23 protein-coding genes and 1 riboswitch are annotated in these 25,451 nt (G+C 67.2%); of the genes, 20 read left to right on the forward strand and 3 right to left on the reverse strand.

Going from position 1 to position 25,451, the window contains the following annotated elements; all coding sequences use genetic code 11:
* The first annotated feature begins 20 nt into the window (after nt 1–20).
* The 20 genes from IDF66_RS20270 (at nt 21) to IDF66_RS24165 (ending at nt 23,028) form a co-directional block, all read left to right on the forward strand.
* The gene (locus IDF66_RS20270; protein ID WP_223309869.1) at nt 21–1,967 is read left to right on the forward strand and encodes a primosomal protein N'; all 1,947 of its coding nucleotides are present in this window, start codon (nt 21–23) and stop codon (nt 1,965–1,967) included.
* 37 nt (nt 1,968–2,004) lie between these two features.
* Nucleotides 2,005–2,943 carry a methionyl-tRNA formyltransferase gene (gene fmt, locus IDF66_RS20275; RefSeq protein ID WP_190268336.1) on the forward strand — a complete coding sequence of 313 codons (939 nt, stop codon included), beginning with the start codon at nt 2,005–2,007 and terminating at the stop codon, nt 2,941–2,943.
* Nucleotides 2,940–4,301, forward strand: a complete 1,362-nt coding sequence (locus tag IDF66_RS20280; protein ID WP_190268337.1) for an RsmB/NOP family class I SAM-dependent RNA methyltransferase — start codon at nt 2,940–2,942, stop codon at nt 4,299–4,301. The genes fmt and IDF66_RS20280 overlap by 4 nt, the downstream gene beginning before the upstream one ends.
* A 73-nt stretch (nt 4,302–4,374) precedes the next feature.
* The gene (rpe, locus tag IDF66_RS20285) at nt 4,375–5,076 is read left to right on the forward strand and encodes a ribulose-phosphate 3-epimerase (protein ID WP_190268338.1); all 702 of its coding nucleotides are present in this window, start codon (nt 4,375–4,377) and stop codon (nt 5,074–5,076) included.
* Between the two features lie 7 nt (nt 5,077–5,083).
* Complete coding sequence (gene ribD / locus IDF66_RS20290; protein ID WP_190268339.1) at nt 5,084–6,109, forward strand: bifunctional diaminohydroxyphosphoribosylaminopyrimidine deaminase/5-amino-6-(5-phosphoribosylamino)uracil reductase RibD; 1,026 nt, start codon at nt 5,084–5,086, stop codon at nt 6,107–6,109.
* A gap of 91 nt (nt 6,110–6,200) precedes the next feature.
* Nucleotides 6,201–6,358, forward strand: a riboswitch (FMN riboswitch).
* A gap of 64 nt (nt 6,359–6,422) precedes the next feature.
* The gene (locus IDF66_RS20295) at nt 6,423–7,112 is read left to right on the forward strand and encodes a riboflavin synthase (RefSeq protein WP_190268340.1); all 690 of its coding nucleotides are present in this window, start codon (nt 6,423–6,425) and stop codon (nt 7,110–7,112) included.
* Complete coding sequence (locus IDF66_RS20300) at nt 7,102–8,433, forward strand: bifunctional 3,4-dihydroxy-2-butanone-4-phosphate synthase/GTP cyclohydrolase II (RefSeq protein WP_223309870.1); 1,332 nt, start codon at nt 7,102–7,104, stop codon at nt 8,431–8,433. The genes IDF66_RS20295 and IDF66_RS20300 overlap by 11 nt, the downstream gene beginning before the upstream one ends.
* The gene (gene ribH, locus IDF66_RS20305) at nt 8,430–8,915 is read left to right on the forward strand and encodes a 6,7-dimethyl-8-ribityllumazine synthase (RefSeq protein ID WP_164307924.1); all 486 of its coding nucleotides are present in this window, start codon (nt 8,430–8,432) and stop codon (nt 8,913–8,915) included. The genes IDF66_RS20300 and ribH overlap by 4 nt, the downstream gene beginning before the upstream one ends.
* The gene (locus tag IDF66_RS20310) at nt 8,912–9,373 is read left to right on the forward strand and encodes a PH domain-containing protein (protein WP_164307922.1); all 462 of its coding nucleotides are present in this window, start codon (nt 8,912–8,914) and stop codon (nt 9,371–9,373) included. The genes ribH and IDF66_RS20310 overlap by 4 nt, the downstream gene beginning before the upstream one ends.
* A gap of 80 nt (nt 9,374–9,453) precedes the next feature.
* Entirely contained in the window at nt 9,454–11,463 is a 2,010-nt protein-coding gene (gene uvrC / locus IDF66_RS20315) for an excinuclease ABC subunit UvrC (protein WP_190268341.1), read from the forward strand.
* Nucleotides 11,456–12,388: an RNase adapter RapZ gene (gene rapZ / locus IDF66_RS20320; protein ID WP_317628788.1), complete on the forward strand. Its 933-nt coding sequence runs from the start codon at nt 11,456–11,458 to the stop codon at nt 12,386–12,388. The genes uvrC and rapZ overlap by 8 nt, the downstream gene beginning before the upstream one ends.
* Before the next feature lie 29 nt (nt 12,389–12,417).
* Entirely contained in the window at nt 12,418–13,410 is a 993-nt protein-coding gene (locus IDF66_RS20325; protein WP_190268405.1) for a gluconeogenesis factor YvcK family protein, read from the forward strand.
* Nucleotides 13,411–13,437: 27 nt separating this feature from the next.
* Nucleotides 13,438–13,614 carry a hypothetical protein gene (locus IDF66_RS20330; RefSeq protein WP_164307919.1) on the forward strand — a complete coding sequence of 59 codons (177 nt, stop codon included), beginning with the start codon at nt 13,438–13,440 and terminating at the stop codon, nt 13,612–13,614.
* A 23-nt stretch (nt 13,615–13,637) separates the two neighbouring features.
* Nucleotides 13,638–14,615 carry a DNA-binding protein WhiA gene (gene whiA, locus IDF66_RS20335; protein WP_164308008.1) on the forward strand — a complete coding sequence of 326 codons (978 nt, stop codon included), beginning with the start codon at nt 13,638–13,640 and terminating at the stop codon, nt 14,613–14,615.
* A 147-nt stretch (nt 14,616–14,762) separates the two neighbouring features.
* The gene (gene gap / locus IDF66_RS20340) at nt 14,763–15,779 is read left to right on the forward strand and encodes a type I glyceraldehyde-3-phosphate dehydrogenase (RefSeq protein ID WP_164307918.1); all 1,017 of its coding nucleotides are present in this window, start codon (nt 14,763–14,765) and stop codon (nt 15,777–15,779) included.
* A 35-nt stretch (nt 15,780–15,814) separates the two neighbouring features.
* Nucleotides 15,815–17,026: a phosphoglycerate kinase gene (locus IDF66_RS20345; RefSeq protein ID WP_190268342.1), complete on the forward strand. Its 1,212-nt coding sequence runs from the start codon at nt 15,815–15,817 to the stop codon at nt 17,024–17,026.
* Nucleotides 17,026–17,817, forward strand: coding sequence for a triose-phosphate isomerase (gene tpiA, locus IDF66_RS20350; protein WP_190268343.1), 792 nt, complete (start codon nt 17,026–17,028; stop codon nt 17,815–17,817). The genes IDF66_RS20345 and tpiA overlap by 1 nt, the downstream gene beginning before the upstream one ends.
* Nucleotides 17,818–18,097: 280 nt before the next feature.
* On the forward strand, nt 18,098–18,331 hold the full coding sequence (gene secG, locus IDF66_RS20355) for a preprotein translocase subunit SecG (RefSeq protein WP_164307914.1): 234 nt from the start codon (nt 18,098–18,100) through the stop codon (nt 18,329–18,331).
* Between the two features lie 165 nt (nt 18,332–18,496).
* Nucleotides 18,497–21,349, forward strand: coding sequence for a phosphoenolpyruvate carboxylase (gene ppc / locus IDF66_RS20360; protein ID WP_223309871.1), 2,853 nt, complete (start codon nt 18,497–18,499; stop codon nt 21,347–21,349).
* Between the two features lie 653 nt (nt 21,350–22,002).
* Nucleotides 22,003–23,028 (forward strand): pentapeptide repeat-containing protein, encoded by a 1,026-nt coding sequence (locus tag IDF66_RS24165; protein ID WP_223309938.1) that lies wholly within the window; start codon nt 22,003–22,005, stop codon nt 23,026–23,028.
* On the opposite strand, the gene IDF66_RS20370 is transcribed toward IDF66_RS24165, so the two are convergent.
* The 3 genes from IDF66_RS20370 to IDF66_RS20380 are packed head-to-tail and all read right to left on the reverse strand — an operon-like array spanning nt 22,971 to nt 25,431.
* Nucleotides 22,971–23,720, reverse strand: coding sequence for an NAD(P)H-dependent oxidoreductase (locus tag IDF66_RS20370; RefSeq protein WP_190268346.1), 750 nt, complete (start codon nt 23,718–23,720; stop codon nt 22,971–22,973). The two genes, IDF66_RS24165 and IDF66_RS20370, sit on opposite strands and share 58 nt — an antisense overlap.
* A gap of 59 nt (nt 23,721–23,779) precedes the next feature.
* Entirely contained in the window at nt 23,780–24,514 is a 735-nt protein-coding gene (gene pgl, locus IDF66_RS20375) for a 6-phosphogluconolactonase (protein WP_190268406.1), read from the reverse strand.
* Nucleotides 24,514–25,431 carry a glucose-6-phosphate dehydrogenase assembly protein OpcA gene (locus IDF66_RS20380; RefSeq protein WP_190268347.1) on the reverse strand — a complete coding sequence of 306 codons (918 nt, stop codon included), beginning with the start codon at nt 25,429–25,431 and terminating at the stop codon, nt 24,514–24,516. The genes pgl and IDF66_RS20380 overlap by 1 nt, the downstream gene beginning before the upstream one ends.
* Nucleotides 25,432–25,451 lie beyond the last annotated feature (20 nt).

Consider the following 25,451-nt stretch of genomic DNA (forward strand, 5'->3'; position numbering starts at 1 on the left):
CGATCGGCAAAGTCCTGCCGATGCTGGGGCTGGCCCACCTGGATCGGCCGTTCGACTATCTGATCGACACCGACCAGGACGCATCGGCCGTGCCCGGCGTCCGGGTGCGCGTGCGGTTCGCCGGACGGCTCGTCGACGGATTCCTTCTCGATCGCGTGACCGAGAGTGATCACGCAGGCAAACTGGGCTGGCTCGAGCGGGTGGTCTCCCCGGAGCCGGTTCTCGGTGCTGATCTGGCAACCCTGTGTCGTGCTGTCGCCGACCGCTACGCAGGCACGATGTCGGATGTGGTCCGGCTCGCGGTCCCGCCGAGGCACGCCCGGACCGAGAAGGAGGACACCCCGGTTCCGGCGTCGTCCGGTCCTGTCGCGATGCCCGACACAGCGGCCTGGACCACGACCTATTCGACCGCGGATTCCTTTCTCGCGTCGATGCATTCGGGCCACCCGCGGGCGATCTGGCAGGCGACGCCGGGCGAGGACTGGCCGTCTCGTCTCGCCGAACTGGCCGCGACGGCAGCAGCGGCCGGACGCGGCGCGATCCTGGTGGTGCCGGATCAGCGCGATCTCGATCGTCTCGAGGCCGCATGCGGACCGATCTTCGGGGAACGCTGCGTCACGCTGGCGGCCGGGCTCGGTCCGACCGCACGGTACCGACGGTGGCTCGCCATCCGCAGGGGAGCGGTCGACGTGGTCCTCGGTACCCGGAGCGCGATGTTCGCGCCGGTGCATGATCTCGGTCTGATCGCGGTGTGGGACGACGGCGACGACAGTCTCAACGAGCCGCGAGCGCCGTATCCGCATCCTCGGGAGGTCGCGGTGCTGCGGTCTCATCAGCAGCGGTGTGCCCTGGTGATCGGGGGATTCGCGCGGACCACCGAAGCGCAGTCGCTGGTGACCGCGGGGTGGGCACACGACCTCGTCGCCGATCGCGCGACCGTGCGTTCGCGCACCGCTCGCGTGGTCGCGCTCAGTGCCGAGGACCGCAGGGTCGCAGGCGATCCCCTGGCCCGGTCCGCTCGCATCCCCGGAGTGGCCTTCGAGGCGGCGCGGTCCGCAGTGGCGGCCGATGCACCGGTGCTGTTCAGTGTTCCCCGTCGCGGTTACATGCCGTCGCTGGCGTGCGCACGGTGCCGGGCACACGCTCGTTGCCGGACGTGTCACGGACCGGTGCAACTCGATGCGGGCAACGTGTTGTCGTGCCGCTGGTGCGGACGGGTGGAGAGGTCGTTTCGCTGTGCCGAGTGTGGCGGGAGCGAGGTGCGCGCACTCACCACCGGCGCCCGGCGGACCGCGGAAGAACTCGGTCGTGCGTTCGCCGGGGTCCCCGTCGCCACCTCCGGGGGTGCGTCGGTCCTCGACGAGGTGGAGACGGGCGCCCGGATCGTGGTGGCCACACCCGGGGCCGAACCCGTCGTCGCCGGCGGATATGGGGCCGCCGTTGTGCTCGACACCTGGGCGCAACTGGATCGGGCGGATCTGCGCGCCGCGGAAGACGCGGTGCGGCGCTGGATGGCGGTCGGGTCGCTGGTGCGCCCGCACGCCGCGGGCGGCACGATGGTGATCGTCGCCGATGCCGGACTCGCGCCGGTCCAGGCCATGATCCGTTGGGACCCGGTGGGTTTCGCGCAACAAGAGCTGGCGCAGCGCACCGAACTCGGCTTTCCGCCCGCGGTCACGATGGCGTCGATCGACGGCCCGCCGGAGACGATCGGCGCCTTCGTCGACGGGGTCGGATTACCCGACGGCGCAGAGAGACTCGGTCCGGTTCCGCTGCCTGCGGGTGTGCGTGCACCGGCGGGCTCGGGGGATTCCTTCGACGGGGACATCGAGCGCATCCTGCTGCGGGTCGACCGCCGTGACGGCAAGGGCCTGGCCGCGGCGCTGGTGGCCGCTCAGGTGCGGCGCAACGCGAATCATGACACCGGACCGATCCGCGTCCAGGTCGATCCCCCTACGATCGGATGAGCACGGACATCGCCGTCGTCCGCGACGAAAGGGTCGTATGAGGGTCGTATTCGCCGGAACCCCGGAGGTGGCGGTGCCGTCTCTGCAGTTGCTGATGGACTCGCCGCAGCACGAGGTGGTCGGGGTGATCTCGCGACCCGATGCCGCATCGGGGCGCGGTCGTTCGGTGGTCCGGTCACCGGTGGCGTCTCTCGCCGACGAACACGGCCTCGAGGTGATCACCCCGCGACGGCTCACCGATCCAGGGGTGCTCGACCGGCTGCGAACCTGGCGACCCGACTGCGGGGCGGTGGTCGCCTACGGTGGGCTGGTTCCCGCAGGCCTGCTGGACCTGCCGACGCACGGTTGGATCAATCTGCACTTCTCGGTCCTGCCGGCCTGGCGGGGCGCGGCACCGGTCCAGCATGCGATCGCCGCGGGTGACGAGGTCACCGGCGCGAGCACGTTCCAGCTGGAGGAGGGGCTCGACACCGGGCCGGTCTACGGTCTGATCACCGAGAACATCGGGCCGGCCGACACCAGTGGAGACCTCCTCGAACGGTTGTCGAAGGCGGGCGCGCACCTGTTGCTGTCGACACTCGACGGTGTCGATTCCGGCACCCTGATGCCGGTGGCCCAGACCGCCGCAGGCGTCAGCCACGCCCCGAAGGTCGACGTGGATGACGCGCGGATCCGGTGGGATCTGCCCGCCCACATCGTCGACCGTCGAATCCGGGCGCACACCCCGGCACCCGGCGCCTGGACCACCCTCGACGGTGCACGAATCAAAGTCGGTCCGGTGACGCCGCTGGAGGTGCCCGACGAGCCGACCCGGCCTGCGCCGGGCGAGCTGGTGGTGGCGAAACGTTCGGTCGATGTCGGCACGGCCACCCGACCGGTGCGTCTGTCCTGGGTGCAGCCGCCCGGAAAGAAGGCGATGCCTGCGGCGGATTGGGCGCGCGGTGCACATCTGGGAGATGGGACGGTGGTGGAATGAAGCGCTCGCCGATGATTCGCGACAAGTCGGTCGACCCCGCGCGGGCGGCGGCGCGCGACACCCTCCGGGCAGTTCGCGAACGCGATGCCTACGCCAACCTCATCCTGCCGAAGATCTTGCGGGAGAGGGGGATCACCGGCCGAGACGCCGCCCTCGCCACCGAGCTCGCCTACGGTTCGGCCCGCGCGCAGGGGTTGCTCGACGCGGTCATCGCCTCGGCCGCCGATCGTCCGGTCGACGAGATCGACGGCCGGGTGCTCGACGTGCTGCGGCTCGGTGTCTATCAGCTGTTGCGCACCCGGATCGGCGCTCATGCGGCCGTCTCGACCTCCGTCGACCTGATCAGATCAGAGGCGGGAATGGGTCCCGCCGGCTTCGTGAACGCGGTGCTGCGCAAGGTGTCCCAGCGCGACGAGGACCTCTGGATCGACGACCTCGCGCCCTCGATCGCCGATGATCTGATCGGGAACCTGGCGTTCCGGTACGCCCATCCTCGCTGGATCGCGCAGGTCTTCGACGATGCGCTGGGCGGTTCCGCAGGCCGACTGCAGGCGGCGTTGGCCGCCGACGACGAACGCCCGCCGGTGCACCTGGTGGCCCGGCCGGGTCTGATCACCGCCGAGGAGCTGGCGCTCGTCAGCGACGGCGAGGTCGGCCGCTACTCGCCGTACTGCGTCTATCTCGCAGGCGGTGACCCGGGCGATCTCGAGGCCGTCCGCGACGGCTATGCCGGTGTGCAGGACGAGGGCAGCCAGCTGGTCGGTCGCGCGATGACGGTCGCCGAGGTGACCGACGACGCCGGTCGCTGGCTGGACATGTGCGCGGGCCCCGGCGGAAAGGCTGCGCTGGTGGCCGCGATCGCCGACATCGACGGTGCGCGCCTCGACGCGGTGGAGGTGTCCGAGCATCGTGCCGAACTGATCCGGAAGGTCGTGGGTGACCTGCCGGTCGACGTGTATGTCGCCGATGCGCGGTCGAGCGGACTGACACCGGGGTACGACCGGATCCTGCTGGACGCGCCGTGCAGCGGGCTCGGTTCGCTGCGCCGTCGACCGGAGGCCCGGTGGCGGCGCACGCCCGACGACGTGGACGAACTCGTCGTGCTGCAGCGCGAACTCCTCGCCGAGGCGCTGCGGTTGGTCCGGCCGGGCGGCGTGGTCGTCTATTCGACCTGCTCACCGCACCCGGCCGAGACGACCGGGGTGGTCGCCGACGTCCTGGCCGCCCATCCGGAGGTCGAGCAGATCGACGCGCGCCCGCTGGTGTCAGCCGACTCGATGGGCGACGGTCCACACGTCCAGTTGTGGCCGCACATCCACGGCACCGATGCGATGTTCCTGGCCGCCCTGCGTCGCTGACCGGTCGCTGCCCCGGCGACAAGAGCCGAGACCGGCGCGGCCGGGCATGTCATGCGCCCTACAATCTGAGGCCATGTGTGATTCCGGATCTGCCCCGATGATCGCCCCGTCCATCCTCTCCGCGGATTTCGCGAATCTCGGCGCCGAGGCCGAGGCCGTCGCCGGGTCCGGGACCAACCGCGCCGACTGGCTGCACGTGGATGTCATGGATGCTCACTTCGTGCCCAATCTGACGCTGGGGCTCCCCGTGGTGGAGAGCCTGCTGAAGGCCACCGACATCCCGCTCGACTGCCATCTGATGATCGAGGACCCGGGCCGCTGGGCACCGCCGTATGCGGAGGCCGGCGCCTACAACGTCACCTTCCATGCCGAGGCCACCGATGATCCGGTCGCCGTCGCCCGTGATGTCCGGGCGGCCGGCGCCAAGGCCGGTCTGAGCATCAAGCCGGGCACTCCGCTGGAGCCCTATCTGCAGATCCTGCGCGACTTCGACACGCTCCTCATCATGAGTGTGGAGCCGGGATTCGGTGGACAGCAGTTCATCCCCGAGGTCTTGGCGAAGGCCCGTGCGATCCGGAAGTTCATCGACTCGGAGGATCTGCGGCTGCTCGTCGAGATCGACGGCGGCATCAACGCCGACACCATCGAACAGGCTGCCGAGGCGGGTATCGACTGTTTCGTGGCCGGGTCGGCCGTCTACGGGGCCGCGGATCCTGGTGCCGCCGTCGGTGCACTGCGCGCGCAGGCCGCGGCCGCGCGGGCGAGCGCCGGCTGACCGCGACATGGTGGATGAGCCGTTGCCATCGGGTACCGATGTGGCGCGTGCGATGGATCTCGCCATCGACGAGTCGCGCCACGCGCAGGGTGCCAGCTCACCCAATCCGCCTGTCGGTGCGGTGATCCTCTCCGCCGACGGTGCCGTGGTCGGCCGCGGATTCACCCAACCCGTCGGCGGGCCCCATGCCGAGGTGATGGCCCTACGCGAGGCGGGTGCGGCAGCCGCCGGGGCGACGGCGGTGGTCACGCTCGAGCCCTGCGATCACACCGGGCGCACCGGCCCCTGCACGCGCGCACTCATCGATGCCGGGGTCACCGCCGTCTACTACGCCGTCGAGGATCCGAATCCGACCGCGGCCGGGGGAGCGCAGACGATGCGCACGGCCGGCCTGACCGTGGTCGGCGGCATCCGGGCCGGCGAGGCCGAGGTCGGCCCACTGCGGGCATGGCTCTTCCGGCAACGGCATGGTCGCCCGCTCGTGACCGCGAAGATCGCCGCGAGCATCGACGGACGGGTCGCCGCACCCGATGGCACAAGTCAGTGGATCACCGGGCCCCTCGCGCGTCGGCGAGCACACCGACAACGCGCCACTCTCGACGCGATCGTGGTCGGCACCGGGACCGTGCTGCGTGACAATCCCGCGTTGACGGCCCGACATACCAACGGCGACTTGCGAACTCATCAACCAACACGAGTGGTGATGGGGCAGCGGGACCTGCCCGACACCGCACAGGTCGCCGACGGGGCCGCGCCGCTGAGGCACATCCGAACCCACGATCCGGCAGCGGTGCTCGCCGATCTCCCGGATGCATTGTGGGTCCTCGTGGAGGGTGGGCCGTCCATCATCGGGGCGTTCCTCGCCGCGGATCTCGTCGACGAGATCGAGGCGTATGTGGCACCGGTGGTTCTCGGCGGTGGTCCCGCGTCGGTGGCCGTACCCGACGTGACGACACTGGCCGACGCGAGGCGATTTTCCCTCAGTGCGGTGGAAACGCTCGGTTCCGATGTGCTGCTGCGTCTGTCCCGCTGAGCGGCACTGTGCCGGTCGAGTCCGTGATCATGATCGCACCTGTGACGGACGCGAAATGCCACGGTGAGTCGGGGCGTGCTAATTTCGATATCAGAGTTCTCGGGGCGGGGTGTAATTCCCCACCGGCGGTGATGGTGTCCTCCCACACGAGGGGATGTCGAGCCCGCGAGCGCCTGCCGGCCGGCAGGGACAGCAGATCCGGTGTGAATCCGGAGCCGACGGTCATAGTCCGGATGTGAGAGAACGGGCACCACCGACGGCCGCCCTCGTCTCACCTCGCCGCATGCTCCGAGCGAGTACTGAGGAGCGCCACGTGTTTACCGGGATCGTCGAGGAACTCGGCACCATCGTCCGTCGAGACGATCTGACCGATGCCGCCCGACTGACCGTTCGCGGACCCCTTGTGACCAGCGATGCCAAGTTCGGTGACTCGATAGCGGTCAACGGCGTGTGTCTGACCGTCGTCGAGCAGGGACCCGACGAGTTCACCGTCGATGTGATGGCCGAGACCCTGCGCCGCAGCTCGCTCGCCGCGCTCGGCAGCGGCAGTCCGGTGAATCTCGAACGAGCGATGGCCGCAGGCGGACGATTCGGCGGTCACATCGTGCAAGGGCACGTCGACGGTGTGGGCGAGGTCATCTCCGTCACCCCGTCGGACCATTGGACGATCGTGCGGATCGCCGTCCCGGACGAGCTGAGCCGCTACATCGTGGAGAAGGGATCGATCACCGTCGACGGGGTCTCGCTGACCGTCGCGGCACTCGGCACGTCCCCCGGGTCGGGGTCGTGGTTCGAGATCTCCCTCATCCCCACCACGCTGAAAGAGACCAACCTCGGGGTCGCCACCACGGGCAACCCGTTGAACCTCGAGGTCGACGTAATCGCCAAGTACGTCGAGCGTCTGCATCCCGCTCTGCGGGACCAGGTCGACTCGCAGGTGCCGGGCGCAGGCGACGATGGCGTGCGTGACGCGTCAGGGAGTGGAGTCAACGATGACGAGTGAAGCAGCAGTGGGCAGCGGCGGCCTTGCCGATCCTCCGGGCCGGGTGGCGCAGGCCGATGTCCGGCTCGACTCGGTGGAGCGGGCGATCGCCGACATCGCGGCCGGAAAGGCCGTCGTGGTGGTCGATGACGAGGACCGCGAGAACGAGGGCGACCTGATCTTCGCCGCGGAGAAGGCGACGCCTGAGCTCGTCGCCTTCATGGTGCGCTATACCTCGGGCTATCTGTGTGTGCCCCTCGCCGGTGAGGACTGCGACCGTCTCGGTCTCCCGCCGATGTACTCGATGAACCAGGACAAGCACGGGACCGCGTATACCGTCACCGTCGACGCGCGCGAGGGCATCGGCACCGGGATCAGCGCGTCCGACCGGGCCACCACCATGCGGCTGCTCGCCGATCCGCAGAGCAGCGCGGTCGACTTCACCCGGCCCGGTCATGTGGTGCCGCTGCGAGCCAAGGAGGGCGGCGTGCTGCGCCGTCCCGGCCACACCGAGGCGGCGGTCGACCTGTCCCGGCTCGCCGGGTTGTCACCCGCCGGGGTGATCTGCGAGATCGTCAGCCAGAAGGACGAGGGCTCGATGGCGCAGACCGATGAGCTCCGGGTGTTCGCCGACGACCACGACCTGGCCCTCATCTCGATCGCCGATCTCATCGCATGGCGCCGTCGTCACGAGAAGCATGTCGTGCGGGTTGCCGAGGCGCGTATCCCCACCCGGCACGGCGATTTCCGCGCGGTCGGGTACTCGAGCATCTACGACGACGTCGAGCACGTCGCGCTGGTCAAGGGCGACATCTCGGGGGCGGATGGACAGGGCCACGACGTCCTGGTGCGAGTGCACTCGGAGTGTCTGACCGGTGATGTCTTCGGGTCGCTGCGCTGCGACTGCGGACCCCAACTCGATGCCGCCATGGAGATGGTGTCGGCGGAGGGACGTGGCGTCGTCCTGTACATGCGGGGTCACGAGGGGCGTGGCATCGGGCTGCTCCACAAACTACAGGCGTATCAGCTGCAGGATTCCGGATCGGACACCGTCGATGCGAATCTCCAGCTCGGTCTGCCCGCCGACTCCCGCGACTACGGGCTCGGTGCGCAGATCCTCGTGGACCTCGGCGTCAGCTCGATGCGCCTGCTCACGAACAATCCGGCCAAGCGGGTGGGCCTCGACGGGTACGGCCTGCAGATCGTCGATCGAGTGCCGATGCCGGTCAGGGCGAACTCGGAGAATCTGCGGTACCTGCGGACCAAACGTGACCGGATGGGCCACGACCTGGTGGGTCTTGAGGAGTGGGTGGACAGCGACGGAGAGGCCGGGCCGGCGTGAGTGGACATGGTGAGCCCACCCTGGACCTGGCAGATGCGAGCGCGGTTCGACTGGCGATCGTCTCCTCCCGATGGCATGCCACGATCTGCACCGCGCTGCTCGACGGTGCCGTGCGCGCGGCCGCCGACCACGGCGTGACAGATCCCACGATCGTGAACGTGGCCGGGGCCATCGAGCTGCCGGTGATCGTGCAGGCGCTGGCCCGCAACCACGATGCGGTGGTGGCACTCGGCGTGGTGATCAAGGGCGAGACACCACATTTCGACTATGTCTGCGACGCGGTGACCGCCGGTCTGACACGGGTGTCGCTGGACGAGTCGACACCGGTCGGGAACGGGGTGCTGACCACGCTGACCGAGGAGCAGGCACTGGCCCGGGCGGGTCTGCCCGACTCCAAGGAGGACAAGGGTGCCCAGGCGACGACGGCGGCCCTCGCCTCTGCGCTGACCCTGCGGGCGCTGGCCCTGGGTGAGCTCAGATGAGTGCCGGTACGACCGTGGAATGGGACCTCGACTATCGGCCGCGCCGGATGCCGCGTGTGGCGATCGTCGCGGCCGCGGTGGTCCTGGCCATCCACATCACCTTTGCCGCGCTGCTGACCATCTCGGACACCGGAGTGCACGTCGGTGGCGCCGACCAGTTCGGGCTCGCCCTGATCGGGCTGGTGGAAGCCGGTCTGATCCTGCTGTTCACACAGCCGAGGCTACGGGTCGGACCGGCAGGCGTGGCGATCCGCAACCTGCTCGGTGAGCGGGTGTTCGAATGGGACCGGGTGCGGGGGATGACCTACCCGGACAAGGGGTTCTCCGCACGCCTGCTGCTCCCCGCCGACGAGCACGTACCCGTCCTCGCGGTGCAGGCCTGGGATTCCGACCGTGCCGTCGACGCGATGACCAGGTTTCGCGAGCTCGAGGATCGCTACCGTCCGTCGTCGGGCTAGGCCGGGGATCCACCCCGCCGACACCCCCGCGACCGGTCGCACTGCGCATCCCGTCGCCGGCCTCGACTAGCCTGGGATCCGTGGCCGACCCGACAACGTACCGTCCCGCCGCGGGCACGATTCCCACCGAACCCGGGGTCTACAAGTTCCGCGACGCACACGGTCGGGTCATCTACGTCGGCAAGGCCAAGAACCTCCGCTCGCGACTCACCTCCTACTTCGCCGACCTCGTATCGCTGCATCCCCGGACCCGCCAGATGGTCACCACGGCGTCGTCGGTGGAGTGGACAGTGGTCGGCACCGAGGTCGAGGCGCTGCAACTCGAGTACAACTGGATCAAGGAATTCGATCCGAGGTTCAACGTCCGGTATCGGGACGACAAGAGTTACCCGGTGCTGGCCGTCACGCTCAACGAGGAGTATCCGCGGCTGTTCGTCTACCGCGGCCCGCGCCGTCGCGGGGTGCGCTACTTCGGCCCGTATTCGCATGCCTGGGCGATCCGCGAGACCGTGGATCTGCTGACGCGGGTATTCCCGGCGCGTACCTGTTCGACGGGGGTCTTCAAGCGCCACAGGCAGATCGACCGTCCCTGCCTGCTCGGCTACATCGACAAGTGTTCCGCGCCGTGCGTCGAACGGGTCACCGCCGAGGAACACCGAGCGATCGTAGACGACTTCTGCGAGTTCCTGGCCGGCCGCACGGATCAGATGATCCGCAAGCTCGAACGTGAAATGAGCTCGGCTGCAGAAGATCTCGATTTCGAGAAGGCTGCGAGGTTGCGCGACGACGTGGCGGCGATGCGACGTGCGATGGAGAAGCAGGCGGTGGTTCTGGGCGACGGGACCGACGCGGACGTCGTCGCGATGGTCGGCGACGATCTGGAGGTCTCCGTCCAGGTGTTCCATGTCCGCGACGGCCGGGTGCGTGGTCAGCGTGGCTGGGTGGTGGAACGGTCGGACGACGACTCGATGGGTGAGCAGGTCGCGCAGTTCGTCACCCAGTTCTACGGCACGCAAGCCGATCTCGACGCCTCGGTCCAGATCGACGACGACCGGCTGCGTGGCGAGTCGATCCCGCGGGAGGTCCTCGTCCCCGAATTGCCCGACGAGCACGAGGATCTGCAGCAATGGCTGTCGGATCTGCGCGGCAGCAGGGTGGCGCTGCGCGTACCGCAACGCGGCGACAAGAAGGCACTCTTCGAGACGGTCGGGCGGAATGCCTCGGAGGCGTTGGCACAGCACAAGTTACGACGCGCAGGCGATCTGACGACGCGTTCGGCGGCGCTCACCGAGCTGCAGGAGGGACTCGGTCTGGACCAGGCGCCCTTGCGCATCGAGTGCATCGACATCTCGCATGTGCAGGGCACCGACGTGGTGGCGTCGCTGGTGGTGTTCGAGGACGGCCTACCGCGCAAATCGGACTATCGTCACTACTCGATCCGGGCGGCCGCAGGCGACGGTCGCTCCGACGACGTCGCGTCGATCGCCGAGGTCACCCGGCGCCGCTTTCTCCGGCACCGTCAGGACCAGGAGACCCCGGCACAGCCCGCCGTGGACCCGGAATCGGGGCGTCCCCGAAAATTCGCCTACCCACCAAACCTTTTCGTGGTGGACGGGGGTGCGCCACAGGTACACGCGGCGGCGGCGGTGCTCGACGAGCTCGGGGTGAACGACGTGGCCGTCGTCGGGCTGGCCAAACGGCTGGAAGAGGTATGGGTGCCGGGTGATGATGAACCGGTGATCCTGCCACGGACCAGTGAGGCCCTGTTCCTGCTGCAGCGGGTCCGGGACGAGGCACACCGATTCGCGATCACCTTCCATCGCAGCAAGCGCAGCAAGCGGATGACCGAGTCGGTGCTCGACGGGGTGCCCGGCCTGGGGCGAACCCGACGCACCGCTCTGGTGACCCATTTCGGATCGGTCGCCCGCCTGCGCGAGGCGACCCTGGAGGACATCTCGGGGGTGCCCGGCATCGGCGTGGCCACCGCTCGTGCGGTCCGGGAGGCACTCGCAGCCGATGTACCCGCAGCCGATGCCCCTGTGGCCGATCCCGCGACAGCCGACCGAGTGGAGGAGAAGACGGGTGACTGACCCAACCGATGCGACCGGCGACGGCACGGCCGTGGACGTGCGGTCCGAGCTGACGGTGTTGTTCGTGGCCGGGATGTCCGGGGCCGGACGATCGACCGCCGCAAACGTACTCGAGGACGACGGCTGGTATGTCGCCGACAACGTCCCCCCGACCCTGATCTCCACGATGATCGGGATGGTCCGGGAAAGCGATCCGGCCATCTCCCGGCTGGCGATGGTGATCCGTGCCTCCGACGATGAGATCGGCGGCCAACTCGACCGACTGCGAAAAACGCTGGAGGCGTCCGGCGCACGCACGAAGGTGCTCTTCCTCGACGCGAGCGACCAGATCCTGGTGCGCCGCTTCGAGCAGGTCCGACGACGTCATCCCCTCCAGGGACGGGAGACGCTGATCGACGGTATCGCCCGCGAGCGGGTCATCCTCGCGCCCATCAAGAGTTCGGCCGACCTGGTGGTGGAGACATCGGCGCTGACCGCCGCGAAACTGCGCGAGGTCGTCGAAGGGGTGTATCCGGACGAGGCCGACAACCTGCTGAGCGTCGCGGTGCAGTCCTTCGGTTTCAAGTACGGGTTGCCGATCGACTCAGACCTCGTCGCAGATGCCCGATTCCTGCCGAATCCGTACTGGGTCCCGGAGCTGCGGGAGCAGAACGGACGTGACGACGCCGTACGCGATTACGTCCTCGGGCAGGACGGCGCCGGGCACTTCGTCGACCTCTACCTGGAGATCCTCGACATCGTGTCGGCCGGCTACCTGCGAGAAGGCAAGCGGTACATGACCATCAGCATCGGATGCACAGGCGGGAAACACCGCAGCGTCGCGATCTCCGAGGAGATCGGCGCCCGTCTCCGGGCGATGACGGATCGGACCGGTGCACCGAGCTATGACGTGCGCGTCATCCATCGCGATCTGGGCCGCGAGTGAGCAGCGGGGGCGGTGCCGAGCCGAGCCGGATGCGGATCGTCGCTCTGGGTGGCGGTCACGGTCTGTACGCGACCCTGACCGCGATGCGATACCTCAGTCCGGACGTGACCGCCGTGGTCACGGTCGCCGACGACGGCGGATCGTCGGGCCGGCTGCGGGCCGAGTTGGGCGTCATCCCGCCGGGTGATCTGCGGATGGCGCTGTCGGCCTTGATGTCTGCGCCTGCCGCCCTGGCCGACCGGGCGAGCCGACCGGGCCGGCTCGATCGGGCCGGGCACGAGTTGTGGACCAACACCTTCCAGCATCGGTTCGGCGGCTACGGAGCTCTCGCCGGTCACCCGATCGGCAATCTGCTGTTGGCCGGTCTGACCGAGGTGACCGGAAGTCCCGTGGCGGCGCTCGACGAGCTGATCGACGTGTTCGACATCGACGGCCGCGTGCTGCCGATGTCGACGGTCCCGCTCGAGATCGAGGCAGACGTCTCGGGTCTGGAGAGCGACCCGCGGATCAGCCGATGCATCCGTGGGCAGGTGGCGGTGGCGACCACACCGGGAAAGGTGCGGCGGGTGCGATTGCTCCCGGCCGAGCCGCCTGCGTGTGCAGAGGCGGTCGAGGCGATCCGAGGTGCCGACGTGGTGGTACTCGGTCCCGGGTCGTGGTTCTCCAGCGTGATCCCGCACGTCCTCGTACCCGACCAACTGAATGCGTTGCGGGAGACCGCTGCCCGCAAGATGTTGTTCGTCAACCTCGCGCCGGAACCAGGGGAGACGACCGGTTTCTCCGTCGAGCGCCATCTGCACGTGCTGCATGCGCACGCCGACGTGTTCCGGGTCGACGACGTGATCGTCGACGCCGCATCGGTTCCGGCCGGCCGTGAGCGGGATCACCTGGTCCGGGCCGCTGCGTCATTCGGCGCACAGCTCCACGTCGGCGACCTCGCCGTTCCCGGTCGGCACGTCCATGACCCCGAGAAAGTTGCCACCCTGGTGAACGAACTGTGCGAAGGTGAATTGGGTCGATAAGCTGTCCGGGCGCAAGAATCTCCAGTCGTGACCACCGATGACGGCGACATGTCGGTGAGACGTCAGGAGTACGAGGTCGATCACTGCGCGACCGGATCCGGGACGAGCGCCCGGCGACCGGCGATCCGCATGCAGTGGCGCGGACGCGACCGGAGCACGGCTCTCGGCGGGACCACGGCGCGACCCGGGACAGGAGGACCGTGACAGGAGGGCAGGGACCGGTGGCGATGACCGCGGCGGTGAAGGATGAGCTTTCGCGACTGACCGTGACCCAGACGAGTGCACGCAAGGCCGAGGTGTCGGCCTTGTTGCGATTCGCGGGAGGCCTGCACATCGTGGCGGGCCGGGTGGTGGTGGAGGCCGAGGTGGATCTCGGGAACGTCGCCCGTCGCCTTCGCCGGGAGATCTTCGACCTCTACGGCTACGGCTCCGACGTCCACGTGCTGCGCAGTGGCGGCATCCGCAAGGGTGCGCGCTACATCGTCCGTGTGACCAAGGACGGCGAAGGACTCGCGCGGCAGACCGGCCTGCTGGATCTGCGCGGACGCCCGGTTCGGGGACTCCCTGCCCAGGTCGTCGGCGGAAGCGTTGCGGATTCGGAAGCCGCCTGGCGCGGTGCGTTTCTCGCCCACGGTTCGCTCACCGAACCCGGACGATCGTCGGCGCTCGAGGTCAGCTGCCCAGGGCCGGAGGCCGCGCTGGCGCTCGTCGGGGCGGCCCGACGGCTCGGGGTGTCGGCCAAGGCACGCGAGGTGCGTGGGGCCGATCGCGTCGTCATCCGCGATGGTGAGGCCATCGGCGCACTGCTGACCAGGATGGGTGCCCACGACACGCGGCTGGTGTGGGAGGAGCGTCGGATGCGACGCGAGGTCCGTGCCACCGCGAACAGATTGGCCAACTTCGACGACGCCAACCTCCGGCGTTCGGCGCGTGCCGCCGTCGCGGCGGCGGCACGGGTGGAACGTGCACTGGACATCCTCGGCGACGAGGTCCCCGACCATCTGATCGCGGCCGGGCAATTGCGCATCACCCACCGTCAGGCCTCACTGGAAGAACTCGGTCAGCTCGCAGATCCGCCGATGACCAAAGACGCGGTGGCCGGACGGATCCGTCGTCTGCTGTCGATGGCGGACAAGAAGGCGCGCACCGACGGGATCCCCGACACCGAATCTGCGGTGACGTCCGACCTCCTCGACGAAGCGTGAGGCGGGCGGGCCAATCAACCCCTTGGGTCACCCATCGTGTGGTGTCCTACTAGGCTGAGGTGTGCCGTGGGTACGTTCACCTTCGCCAACACCGACCGCGACCCCGGCCGCAGGGCTCGATGATGAACACCGCTAAGGAGCACAACAGTGACTGTACGGGTAGGCGTCAACGGATTCGGCCGGATCGGCCGCAACTTCTTCCGCGCCATAGAAGCACAGAAGGCTTTGGGAACCACCGACATCGAGATCGTCGCGGTCAATGACCTGACCGACAACGCGACTCTCGCGCACCTGCTCAAGTTCGACTCGATCCTCGGGCGTTTCCCCGAGGAGGTCAGCGTCGACGGCGACTACATCGTGGTCGGAGACAAGCGCATCAAGGCGCTCGAGGTCAAAGAAGGACCCGCCGCCCTCCCGTGGGGTGACCTGGGCGTCGACGTCGTCGTCGAATCCACGGGTATCTTCACCGCCCGCGCGAAGGCGCAGGGCCACCTGGACGCGGGAGCCAAGAAGGTCATCATCTCGGCGCCGGCCAGCGACGAGGACATCACCATCGTCATGGGCGTCAACGACGACAAGTACGACGGCAGCCAGAACATCATCTCCAACGCCTCGTGCACCACGAACTGCCTCGGGCCGTTCGCGAAGGTGCTCAACGACGAGTTCGGCATCGTCTCCGGTCTGATGACCACCGTGCACGCCTACACCCAGGACCAGAACCTGCAGGACGGTCCGCACAAGGATCTGCGTCGTGCCCGTGCCGCCGCGATCAACGTGGTTCCCACGTCGACCGGCGCGGCCAAGGCGATCTCGTTGGTCATCCCGGAACTGAAGGGCAAGCTCGACGGCTACGCGCTGCGGGTGCCGATCCCCACCGGCTCGGTCACCGACCTCACCGCGGTCCTCGAGAAGTCTCCGAGTGCCGACGAGGTCAATGCGGCCATGAAGGCTGCCGCCGAGGGGCCGCTCAAGGGCATCCTCAAGTACTACGACGCACCGATCGTGTCGAGCGACATCGTCACCGACCCGCACTCGTCGCTGTTCGACGCCGGACTCACCAAGGTCATCGGCAACCAGGTCAAGGCCGTCTCCTGGTACGACAACGAGTGGGGCTACTCGAACCGTCTCGTCGACCTGACCGGCCTGGTCGGCAAGTCGCTCTAGTACCTGACCCTCGACAACTCTGGAGCAACGCTGCCATGGGCGTACCCACGCTGAAAGACCTTTTGGAAGAAGGCGTTTCGGGTCGGGGAGTGCTGGTCCGGTCGGATTTCAACGTCCCGCTCGACGGGACGACGATCACCGATCCGGGCCGCATCCTGGCCTCACTGCCGACCCTGTCGGCACTGGTCGACGCAGGCGCCAAGGTGATCATCACCGCGCACCTGGGCCGGCCGAAGGGCGAACCCGACCCGAAGTACTCGCTCGGGCCGGTGGCCGAGCGACTCGGAGCCGAACTCGGACGCAACGTCCAGCTCGCCGGTGATGTGGTCGGCACCGATGCGTTGGCCCGCGCCGAAGGGCTGACCGACGGTGACGTCCTGTTGCTGGAGAACGTCCGGTTCGACCCGCGCGAGACCTCCAAGGACGATGCGGAACGGGAATCGCTGGCGAAGGCCCTCGTGGAGCTGGTCGGCGACGACGGTGCGTTCGTCTCGGACGGCTTCGGGGTCGTGCACCGCGAGCAGGCCTCGGTGTACGACGTCGCCAAGCTGCTCCCGCACTATGCCGGGAAGCTCGTCGAGGCCGAGGTCGAGGTATTGTCGAAACTCACCCACGAGGTCGCCCGGCCGTACGCCGTCGTCCTCGGTGGATCGAAGGTCTCGGACAAGCTGGGCGTGATCGAGGCGCTGGCGCCCAAGGTCGACACCCTGGTGATCGGCGGCGGAATGGCATTCACTTTCCTTGCCGCGCAGGGGCATCCGGTGGGTACGTCGTTGCTCCAAGAGGATCAGATCGGTGTCTGCAAGGATCTGCTGGACCGGTTCGGTGACGTGATCCGGCTGCCGGTCGACGTGGTGGTGGCCGACAAGTTCGCCGCCGACGCCGAGTCGAAGACGGTGCCGGTCGAGGAGATCCCCGACGGGTGGATGGGTCTGGACATCGGTTCGGAGTCCGTCAAGCGGTTCGCCGCGGTGCTCTCCGGTGCCGAGACGGTGTTCTGGAACGGGCCGTCGGGCGTCTTCGAGTTCGAGGAGTTCGCGGCAGGTACGCGGGGCGTCGCGGAGGCCATCGCCGCCACCACCAAGGGCGGGGCATTCACCGTCGTCGGCGGTGGCGACTCGGCCGCCGCGGTGCGGACCCTCGGTCTGCCGGACAGCGACTTCTCGCACATCTCGACCGGCGGCGGAGCGTCGTTGGAATACCTGGAGGGCAAGGAACTGCCCGGCCTGAAGGTCTTGGAGAATTGATGGCGGCCAAACGCAAACCGTTGATCGCGGGCAACTGGAAGATGAACCTCAATCATCTCGAGGCGATCGCGCTGGTCCAGAAGATCGCCTTCGCCCTGCCGGCGAAGTACTTCGACAAGGTCGACGTGACGGTCATCCCGCCGTTCACTGACATCCGCAGCGTGCAGACCGTGGTGGACGGCGACAAACTGCTGATCACCTACGGGGCACAGGATCTGTCGGAACACGATTCGGGTGCCTACACCGGCGAGATCAGCGGAACCTTCCTGGCCAAGCTCGGCTGCACGTTCGTGGTCGTCGGGCATTCCGAGCGCCGCACCCTGCACGCCGAGACCGACGAGGTGGTGCTCGCGAAGACCAAGGCGGCGCTGCGACACGGCCTCACGCCGATCGTCTGCATCGGCGAGGGGCTCGAGGTCCGGGAGTCGGGTGAGCACGTCGCGTACAACGTGACCCAGCTGAAGGGCTCGCTCGCCGGTCTCGGCGCCGAGGAGATCGCCAAGGTCGTCATCGCCTACGAGCCGGTGTGGGCCATCGGAACGGGTCGCGTGGCCAGTGCCGCCGATGCGCAGGAGGTGTGCGGGGCGATCCGCGGTGCGCTCCGCGAGATCGCCGACGACGCCACCGCCGATTCGGTCCGCGTGCTCTACGGCGGATCGGTGAATGCGAAGAACGTCGGCGACATCGTCGGTCAGCAGGATGTCGACGGTGCGCTCGTGGGCGGCGCCTCGTTGAAGTCGGACGAGTTCGCGAGCCTGTCGGCCATCGCCGCAGGCGGACCGTTGCCCTGACCCAACCCACCGAACCGCACCTCCCCATCCACGACCCCACCCCACCCACCACCCCACCCCGCAGCCGCGACCCTTTCCGTCATCCGCGACGGCACATCGGGGTCGCGGATGACGGGAACCGTCGCGGCCGCGGTGCCGGGTGTGACGGGGGGTGCGGGGTAGGTGAGGCGTGACGCGTAGACTGTGGCAGGTTGTGCCCATCCATCGGGCGTGACCTGCCATAGTTGCCTTGAGTCGACCGCAAAGGTCGAAGTACCCGACCGAACAGGACTGACTACACGTGAAGCTCGCACTCGACATCGGATTGGTCATCACCAGCGTGCTGATGGTGGTGCTGGTGTTGCTGCACCGCGGCAAGGGCGGCGGTCTGTCATCGCTGTTCGGTGGCGGTGTGCAGTCCAGCCTGTCGGGGTCGAGCGTCGTCGAGCGCAACCTCGACCGCCTGACCGTGTTCGTCGGGCTCATCTGGTTCATCTTCATCATCGGCATCGGCGTCGACATCAAGCTCTCCTGAGCGATCCGCCGATCCCGCCTCGATCAGTCCGGCCCCACGGGCCGGACTGATCGTGTCTGAGGGGTTTCCGCAACTCGGCGAAAGTGCCTGCCGTGACGCCCGTCTCTTCGGAGCGGATCCCGGCCCGAGATGCCCCCGCCCTCGAATGACGGGATACTGGACGTCATGAGCGAAGCGATCTCGTCTGCCTCGAACACATCCCGCGGTGCGGCTGCCTGGCGGCCGTCGATCTCCATTGTCGACCACATCTCGGTCGACGACGAGGGTCGAGCGCTCACCGAGCCGTTACGTGAGGACATCCGCCTGCTCGGCGGGATCCTCGGCGACATGGTTCGCGAGCATTCCGGTACGGAAGTCTTCGATCTCGTCGAGAACGCGCGGGTCGCGGCCTTCCGGATTCGTCGCTCGGAGATCGACCGGGATGTGCTGGCCGACATGTTCACCGATCTGGACATCGGTGTGGCACTGCCGGTGATCCGAGCGTTCACCAACTTCGCGTTGCTGGCGAATCTCGCCGAGGACATCCACCGGGAGCGGCGTCGGACGATTCATGTGCGTGCCGGGGATCCTCCTCAGGACAGCAGCCTCGCCGCCACCTATGCCAAGCTCGCCGCCGCCGGATTGACCGACGAGCAGGTGGGTCGTGCGCTCGCCGATGCCACCGTGGTCCCCGTCATCACCGCCCACCCGACCGAGACGCGCCGCCGAACGATCTTCGAGGCCCAGAACCGCATCACCGAACTGATGCGGTTCCGCGGACGCACCGAGCTGACCGCGGACGAGGACGCGGAGGTCACCGAAGGCATTCGGCGGCAGATCCTCACCTTGTGGCAGACCGCGCTGATCCGCCTCGAACGCCTGACCATCCAGGACGAGATCCGTTCCGGCCTCCGCTACTACGATGCCTCGTTCTTCGACGTCGTGCCGAAGATCAACACCAAGGTGCGCGCGGCGTTGCGATCGGCCTACCCCGACGCGGGTCTCGCCGACGACCCGATGATCCGGATGGGTTCGTGGATCGGCGGTGACCGCGACGGCAATCCGTACGTCACCGACGAGATCGTGACGATGGCGACGACGCGCGCGGCGGAGACCGCGGTGGCACATCATCTGGCCGAACTCGAGCGGCTCGCGGAGGAACTGAGCATGTCCGCGCGGCTGATCAGCTCCACCGATGCGCTCCTCGAACTGGCCGACGTATCCGCCGACGACCCGGCTGCCGACGAGCCGTTTCGTGCTGCACTACGCCACATCCGGTCCCGCCTGGCGGCGACCGCGAACACCATGTTCGACACCGAGTTCCTGTCGTCGAGTGACCTGTTCCTGGTCGACGGCCGCAGTCCCTACGGCTGCGCCGACGACCTGCTGGGCGATCTCGACATCATCGACGTCGCACTGCGGGACAACCACGACGACACCATCGCCGACGACCGCCTGTCGCGGCTGCGGGAGAGCGTCCGGACCTTCGGTTTCAACCTCTCCGGCCTGGACATGCGGCAGAACTCGGACATGCACGAGGAGGTCATCGCCGAACTGCTGGCGTGGGCAGGCGTGCACGCCGACTACCTGTCGCTTGGCGAGGCCGACCGAGTCGAGATCCTGACGAAGGAACTGGCGGCACGACGCCCGTTGACGAGGCCCGACGCCGCGCTGAGTGATCTCGCCACCAAGGAATTGAACATCGTCCGTGCGGCGGCGGGGGCGGTCGAGAAATTCGGCCCGCAGGCCGTGCCGAACTACGTCATCAGCATGTGCACCTCGGTCAGCGACATGCTCGAACCGATGATCCTGCTCAAGGAGGCGGGACTGATCGACATCGACCCGGAGAGCGGGAAACTGATGTCGACGGTGCGGGTGGTCCCGTTGTTCGAGACCATCGAGGACCTCCAGCAGGGTGCGGAGACGCTGTTGGCGGCGTTGGACATCCCGCTCTATCGCGATCTCGTCGACGGACAGTCGGGCATGCAGGAGGTCATGCTCGGCTACTCCGACTCGAACAAGGACGGCGGCTACATGGCCGCGAACTGGGCACTGTACCGGGGCGAACTCGACCTGGTGGAGGCGGCCAAGAAGGCCGGCATCAGGTTGCGTCTGTTCCACGGTCGTGGCGGCACCGTCGGGCGTGGCGGTGGGCCGAGCTACGACGCCATCCTGGCGCAACCGCCCGGTGCGGTGCAGGGCTCGCTGCGGATCACCGAGCAGGGCGAGATCATCGCCGCAAAGTATGCGGAACCGGTTCTGGCCCAACGTAATCTGGAGACCTTGTTGGCCGCGACGATCGAGTCCTCACTGCTCGACGTCGAGGGACTCGGCGACGACTCCGAATGTGCCTACCGCGACATGGACGAGATCGCCGCGCTGGCGCGCTCTGCCTACAGTGGACTCGTCCACGAGACACCGGGCTTCGTCGAGTACTTCACGACCTCGACCCCCCTGTCGGAGATCGGCGCACTCAACATCGGCAGCCGTCCGGCGTCGCGTAAACAGACCGAGAAGATCTCGGACCTGCGCGCCATCCCGTGGGTGCTGTCATGGACCCAGTCGCGGGTGATGTTGCCCGGCTGGTATGGCACGGGTTCGGCCTTCCAGCAGTGGGTCGGCGAGGACGAGCAGCGACTGGAGACGCTGAGCCGTTACTACGCGGATTGGCCGTTCTTCCGGACCGTGATGTCCAACATGGCGCAGGTACTCGCGAAGTCGGACATGGGCCTGGCCCACCGCTACGCGCAGCTGGTTCCCGATGAGACCTTGCGGGACAAGGTGTTCGGCATGATCGTCGACGAACACGAACGCACCATCGAGATGTACGCGAAGATCACCGGCACCGACGACCTGCTCACCGACAACGCCGCCCTGAAGCGTTCGGTCTACAACCGGTTCCCGTACCTCGAGCCGCTCAACATGCTCCAGGTGGAACTCCTGCGTCGGTTCCGCGCCGGCGAGGACTCACCGGCGGTGCGCCGCGGCATCCAGCTCACCATGAACGGGCTCGCGACGGCGTTGCGCAACAGCGGCTGATTCTTCTTGGCGGATTGAGGTCAATGATGCTCCGACGTCACATACGTATACCGATCAAGAGGACCTGATTGTCGGGAGACACTGTCGTCCCAAACCGTGCGACATCGGCTTCGCGGGCGCCTCATTCACAACTCCGTCTGGCGAGTCAACGAGCTCGCATGTCATTCGACCAGACGATTGGTTGCTAAGGCTTAGCTAGCCTGTTCTTGCGGTGCAACAATCGATTCGTGACGGAGCCACCCGCGGGGTATTCGTTATCCCAGTTGAAAAGAGCGCGCAAGGTTCATGCTCGTTCGCGGTATCGGCAGACTCCGTTTGGTCCAGAATGGATAACGATGCCGCGCCAGTGGCGGGGGCGTTATCTCTTCTACGAGTCATCCCTCTCAAGACAGCCGAAGTGGTGGGTTGCTGAAATCTTTGTGGCACTCCTTGTAGCAATACTGGTGACGATGGCATCGATCGCCATTCAGTACAGGCTTGACAATCTACGCTCCGAGCGTGACGAAGCGCGGGCAGATGGCCAGAGAGTTCAGGCAGACAGACTAGAAGGCCAACGAGCGGAACAGGCTGAGCGGCTCGAGAACTTGCGTTTCGTTCGCGAACGTGCTGGTGGATTCGGAGCCAAACCATTCTCGTACATGGACCTGCAACAAATGAATCTATCTGGACTTCAATTGCCCGCTGCTGATCTGACGGGTGCAAATCTCTCCAATGCCCAGATGAATAATGCCAACATTACCGGCGGCGACTTGGTTAAGATCGTTGCTAAGAACGCAAGCATGGACTCTGTGATCTTGGCCGGCGCCAAACTTGATGGCGGTGCGCTCAATTCGGCGACACTCCGATGGGCGAACCTTTCCTGCCCGACATCTCTGCCTGGTGACGCGTTTGTCGAGATGAAATGCAACGGCACTGATGCACGCGGACCTACCTCGTTGGACGCAGCCGATCTAACCAGAGTAGTTGCGACTGACGCAGAATTCGAGGGTGTGCGCTTTTGGGGCGCGAAAATGTCGCAAATAGATTTACGAGGCGCATTATTGAAGTTTTCGAATCTAGCGAGTGCAGATCTCAGCGGCGCTCTTATAGGGTGCATTGATGACCCAACCGAAAAAAACCCAAGAGTGCGTACTGTTCCGCGCTGTGCGAATCTAACTGGGGCTCGGTTGACGGGAGTTGACTTGCGGGGGGCGGACCTGAGAAGAGCTGTGCTCACTGGGACGGTAATGGATGGGGACACAGATCTGCGGGAGGCGAACCTCCATCAAACAGTCTTGTCCAACATTTGCTACGAGTCGGCAACCAAGTGGCCCTCTCGTTTCGTGCCACCTCCGGCCCGCGTCCTCCGTTGTTACACGGACGCTTCGCTTGCGGCGGCCGTTGGCGTCGTCGCGGACGCCGTGAGGTCGGGGAATGCACCCGAGGAGTTTGTAGCACCCGACTGTTTGTCACTGCTCGGTGATCCGGTCCAAAGGGGGCAGATCGTGGCGGCGCTAAGAGAGCCCCCAACAGTGCATTTATTGAGTACCCGTACGAATGTAGGGACCGACAGTCGCGGTGTTCGTAGACTAGGTGGTCTCGTGCTACGACATGGCACCGTCTCTACCGCTCCATTAGACGATCACGAACGCTGGCTGTGGTCACAGACTGAGTATCGCTGGCTATACGACAATTGTTGATGGAGATGCGCGCCGTTCCCCGTGACGCCCGGCGCGACATCGGGCAACAGCCGGATCGAGTGGTCATAGAACCGTTCGTCGAGTGGCAGATAGGGGATCGGTGGTTCGTCACCGATCCCGATCAGCCGTGACCGCAGATCCGCCTCGACGCCGGCGATGGTCGACTCGTCGACATCACGTGCCCGCGTGACGAGATGCGGCGCCAGCGCCTCCATGCCGGTGTACCAGAAGGTGCCGTGCAGGGTGGTCCACAAGACGTCCTCGATACTGCCGCTGATGCCGCGCTGCTCGAGACTGCCCGGGCGGTCACCGGCGGTGACCACCGCAAGGGCGCGCCGCCCGACGAGGCCACCGTCGCCGTACTTGCGTGCGCGCCCGGTCTCCGGATCGATCACGTCGTAGGCGAACCCGCGCTCGAAGACCCGATCCACCCACCCCTTCATGATCGCGGGCATGCCGTACCACCAGAGCGGGAACTGCATCACCAGGAGGTCGGCCGCACAGAGCTTGTCCTGTTCGGCCTCGACGTCGGCACCACCCTCGTCCTGGAGAACCGGATCCCACTTCATCGCGTACAGATCGGATTCGCTGACCTCCCAACCGTTATCACGCAAGGTCTGCACGCCGACGTGTCGCAGCCGGCTGTTGAGCGAATCGGGGTCGGGATGAGCCAATGTCCACAGCGCCCTCATGCCACCCACAACGCCGTCGGTGGTGCGGGTGATTCCCGGGTCGTGACGGGAGGCGTGCGCTAGGAGATCCGCGACGCGGCGGGGCGGTCCAGAAACCAGACCGTCTCGTCGGTACCGTGGGCGCCGGCGCAGGGCCAGTCGGCGGCGCTCGCCCCGGTGTGGGCTGCCGCCACCGCATCGGCCTTGTCGGCGCCCGCAACCAGGAACCAGACTGCCTTGCTGCGGTTGACCACCGGCAGCGTGAGGGTGATCCGTCGCGGTGGAGGCTTCGGTGATTCCTCCACGGCGACGACGGTCTTCTCGGTCTCCGCCGTGGCCGCCGTGTGTGGGAAGAGGGAGTTGATGTGGCCTTCTCCGCCCATGCCCAGCAGGTGGAGGTCGAAATGCGGTACCTGGCCGGTGCCGACGTGCCCGAGCACTCTCGCATAGGCGGAGGCCGCCGCCGTGATGTCGTCGCCGAACTCACCGTCGGATGCGGCCATGGGATGGATCCGATCCGGGTCGACCGGAACGTGGTCGAGCAGGGCGTCGCGCGCCTGCCCGTAATTGCGTTCCGGATCGTCGGCGGGAACGAAACGGTCGTCGCCCCAGAACAATTCCACCCGTGACCAGTCGATGTCGCCACTGTCGGCCGCCAGCGCACGCAGGATCGCGATCCCGTTGCTGCCGCCGGTCAGTACCACGGACGCGACTCCGCGTTCGGTCTGCGCGCGAGTCACCAGGTCGACGAACCGGTTCGCAGCCGTCGCGACGAGGTCGTTCTTGTCGTCGAACACCAGGGTTTCCGGGATCATCACGCCACCACCTCGCTGAAATCGACAGCGGCCACGCCGCGCAATGCCTCCTCGTACACCTCGTCGACGTCGAGACGACGGAGTTCCTCGACGAGGAGTTGGGGGAGATCGCGCCTCGTCATCGCGACGCGCCCGTCCGGCTTACCCGGCTGGGACAGCACGGCGTTGCGGTTCTCGTCGATCGCGAGCACGGTCGGTCCGTCGTCGCGCACCAGCCGCACCTCGAAGCTGCCCGTCCGGCGCCGCGTCGGCACGTGCAAAGCCGACTGCAGCCAGCCCGCGAGCAGGTCGACACCGGGGGAGTCCGACGGGCCGGTGACCTCTGCGGAGGTGACCGGCGTGTGCGGCGGCCGGCCGAGTGCCGAGGCGAGCAGGCCACGCCAGTGGGTGATCTGCGTCCAGGCGAGGTCGGAGTCGCCCGGCGCGTAGGTGGCGAGGCGGCGGGCCAGAACCGATTCCGGGTGGTCGGACCTGGATGCGTCCAGAATGCGCCTGCGGCCCAGAGTTCCCATCGGGTCTGCCATGGGATCCTCCGGCGCAGTGCCCGGCCACCACGTGACGACCGGCGTGTCCGGGAGCAGGAAGGGAGTGACGACCGAACGCGGGTGGTTCGCCAGATCCCCTTCGAGGGTGAGGACGACGACTTCCGAGGCGCCCGCATCGCCACCGACGCGGATCTCGGCGTCGAGCCGGGACTCGGTGTCGCGGTCGCCACGCGAGACCACGATCACCCGGCTGGGATGCTCACGGCTGGCCCCGATGGCCGCCTCGATCGCACCCTCGGTCGGTTCGTTGTGCTCGGCACACACGACCAGCGTGAGGACGCGCCCGAGACTGATCGCCCCGCCGGATTCACGCAGGGCCACGATCTTCTTGGCCACCTCGTTGGTGGAGGTGTTCGGTAGCTCGACAATCATCGTGCGCCATCCAATCCGAT

This window comes from Gordonia hankookensis (genome assembly GCF_014673215.1).
Lineage (GTDB): Bacteria > Actinomycetota > Actinomycetes > Mycobacteriales > Mycobacteriaceae > Gordonia > Gordonia hankookensis.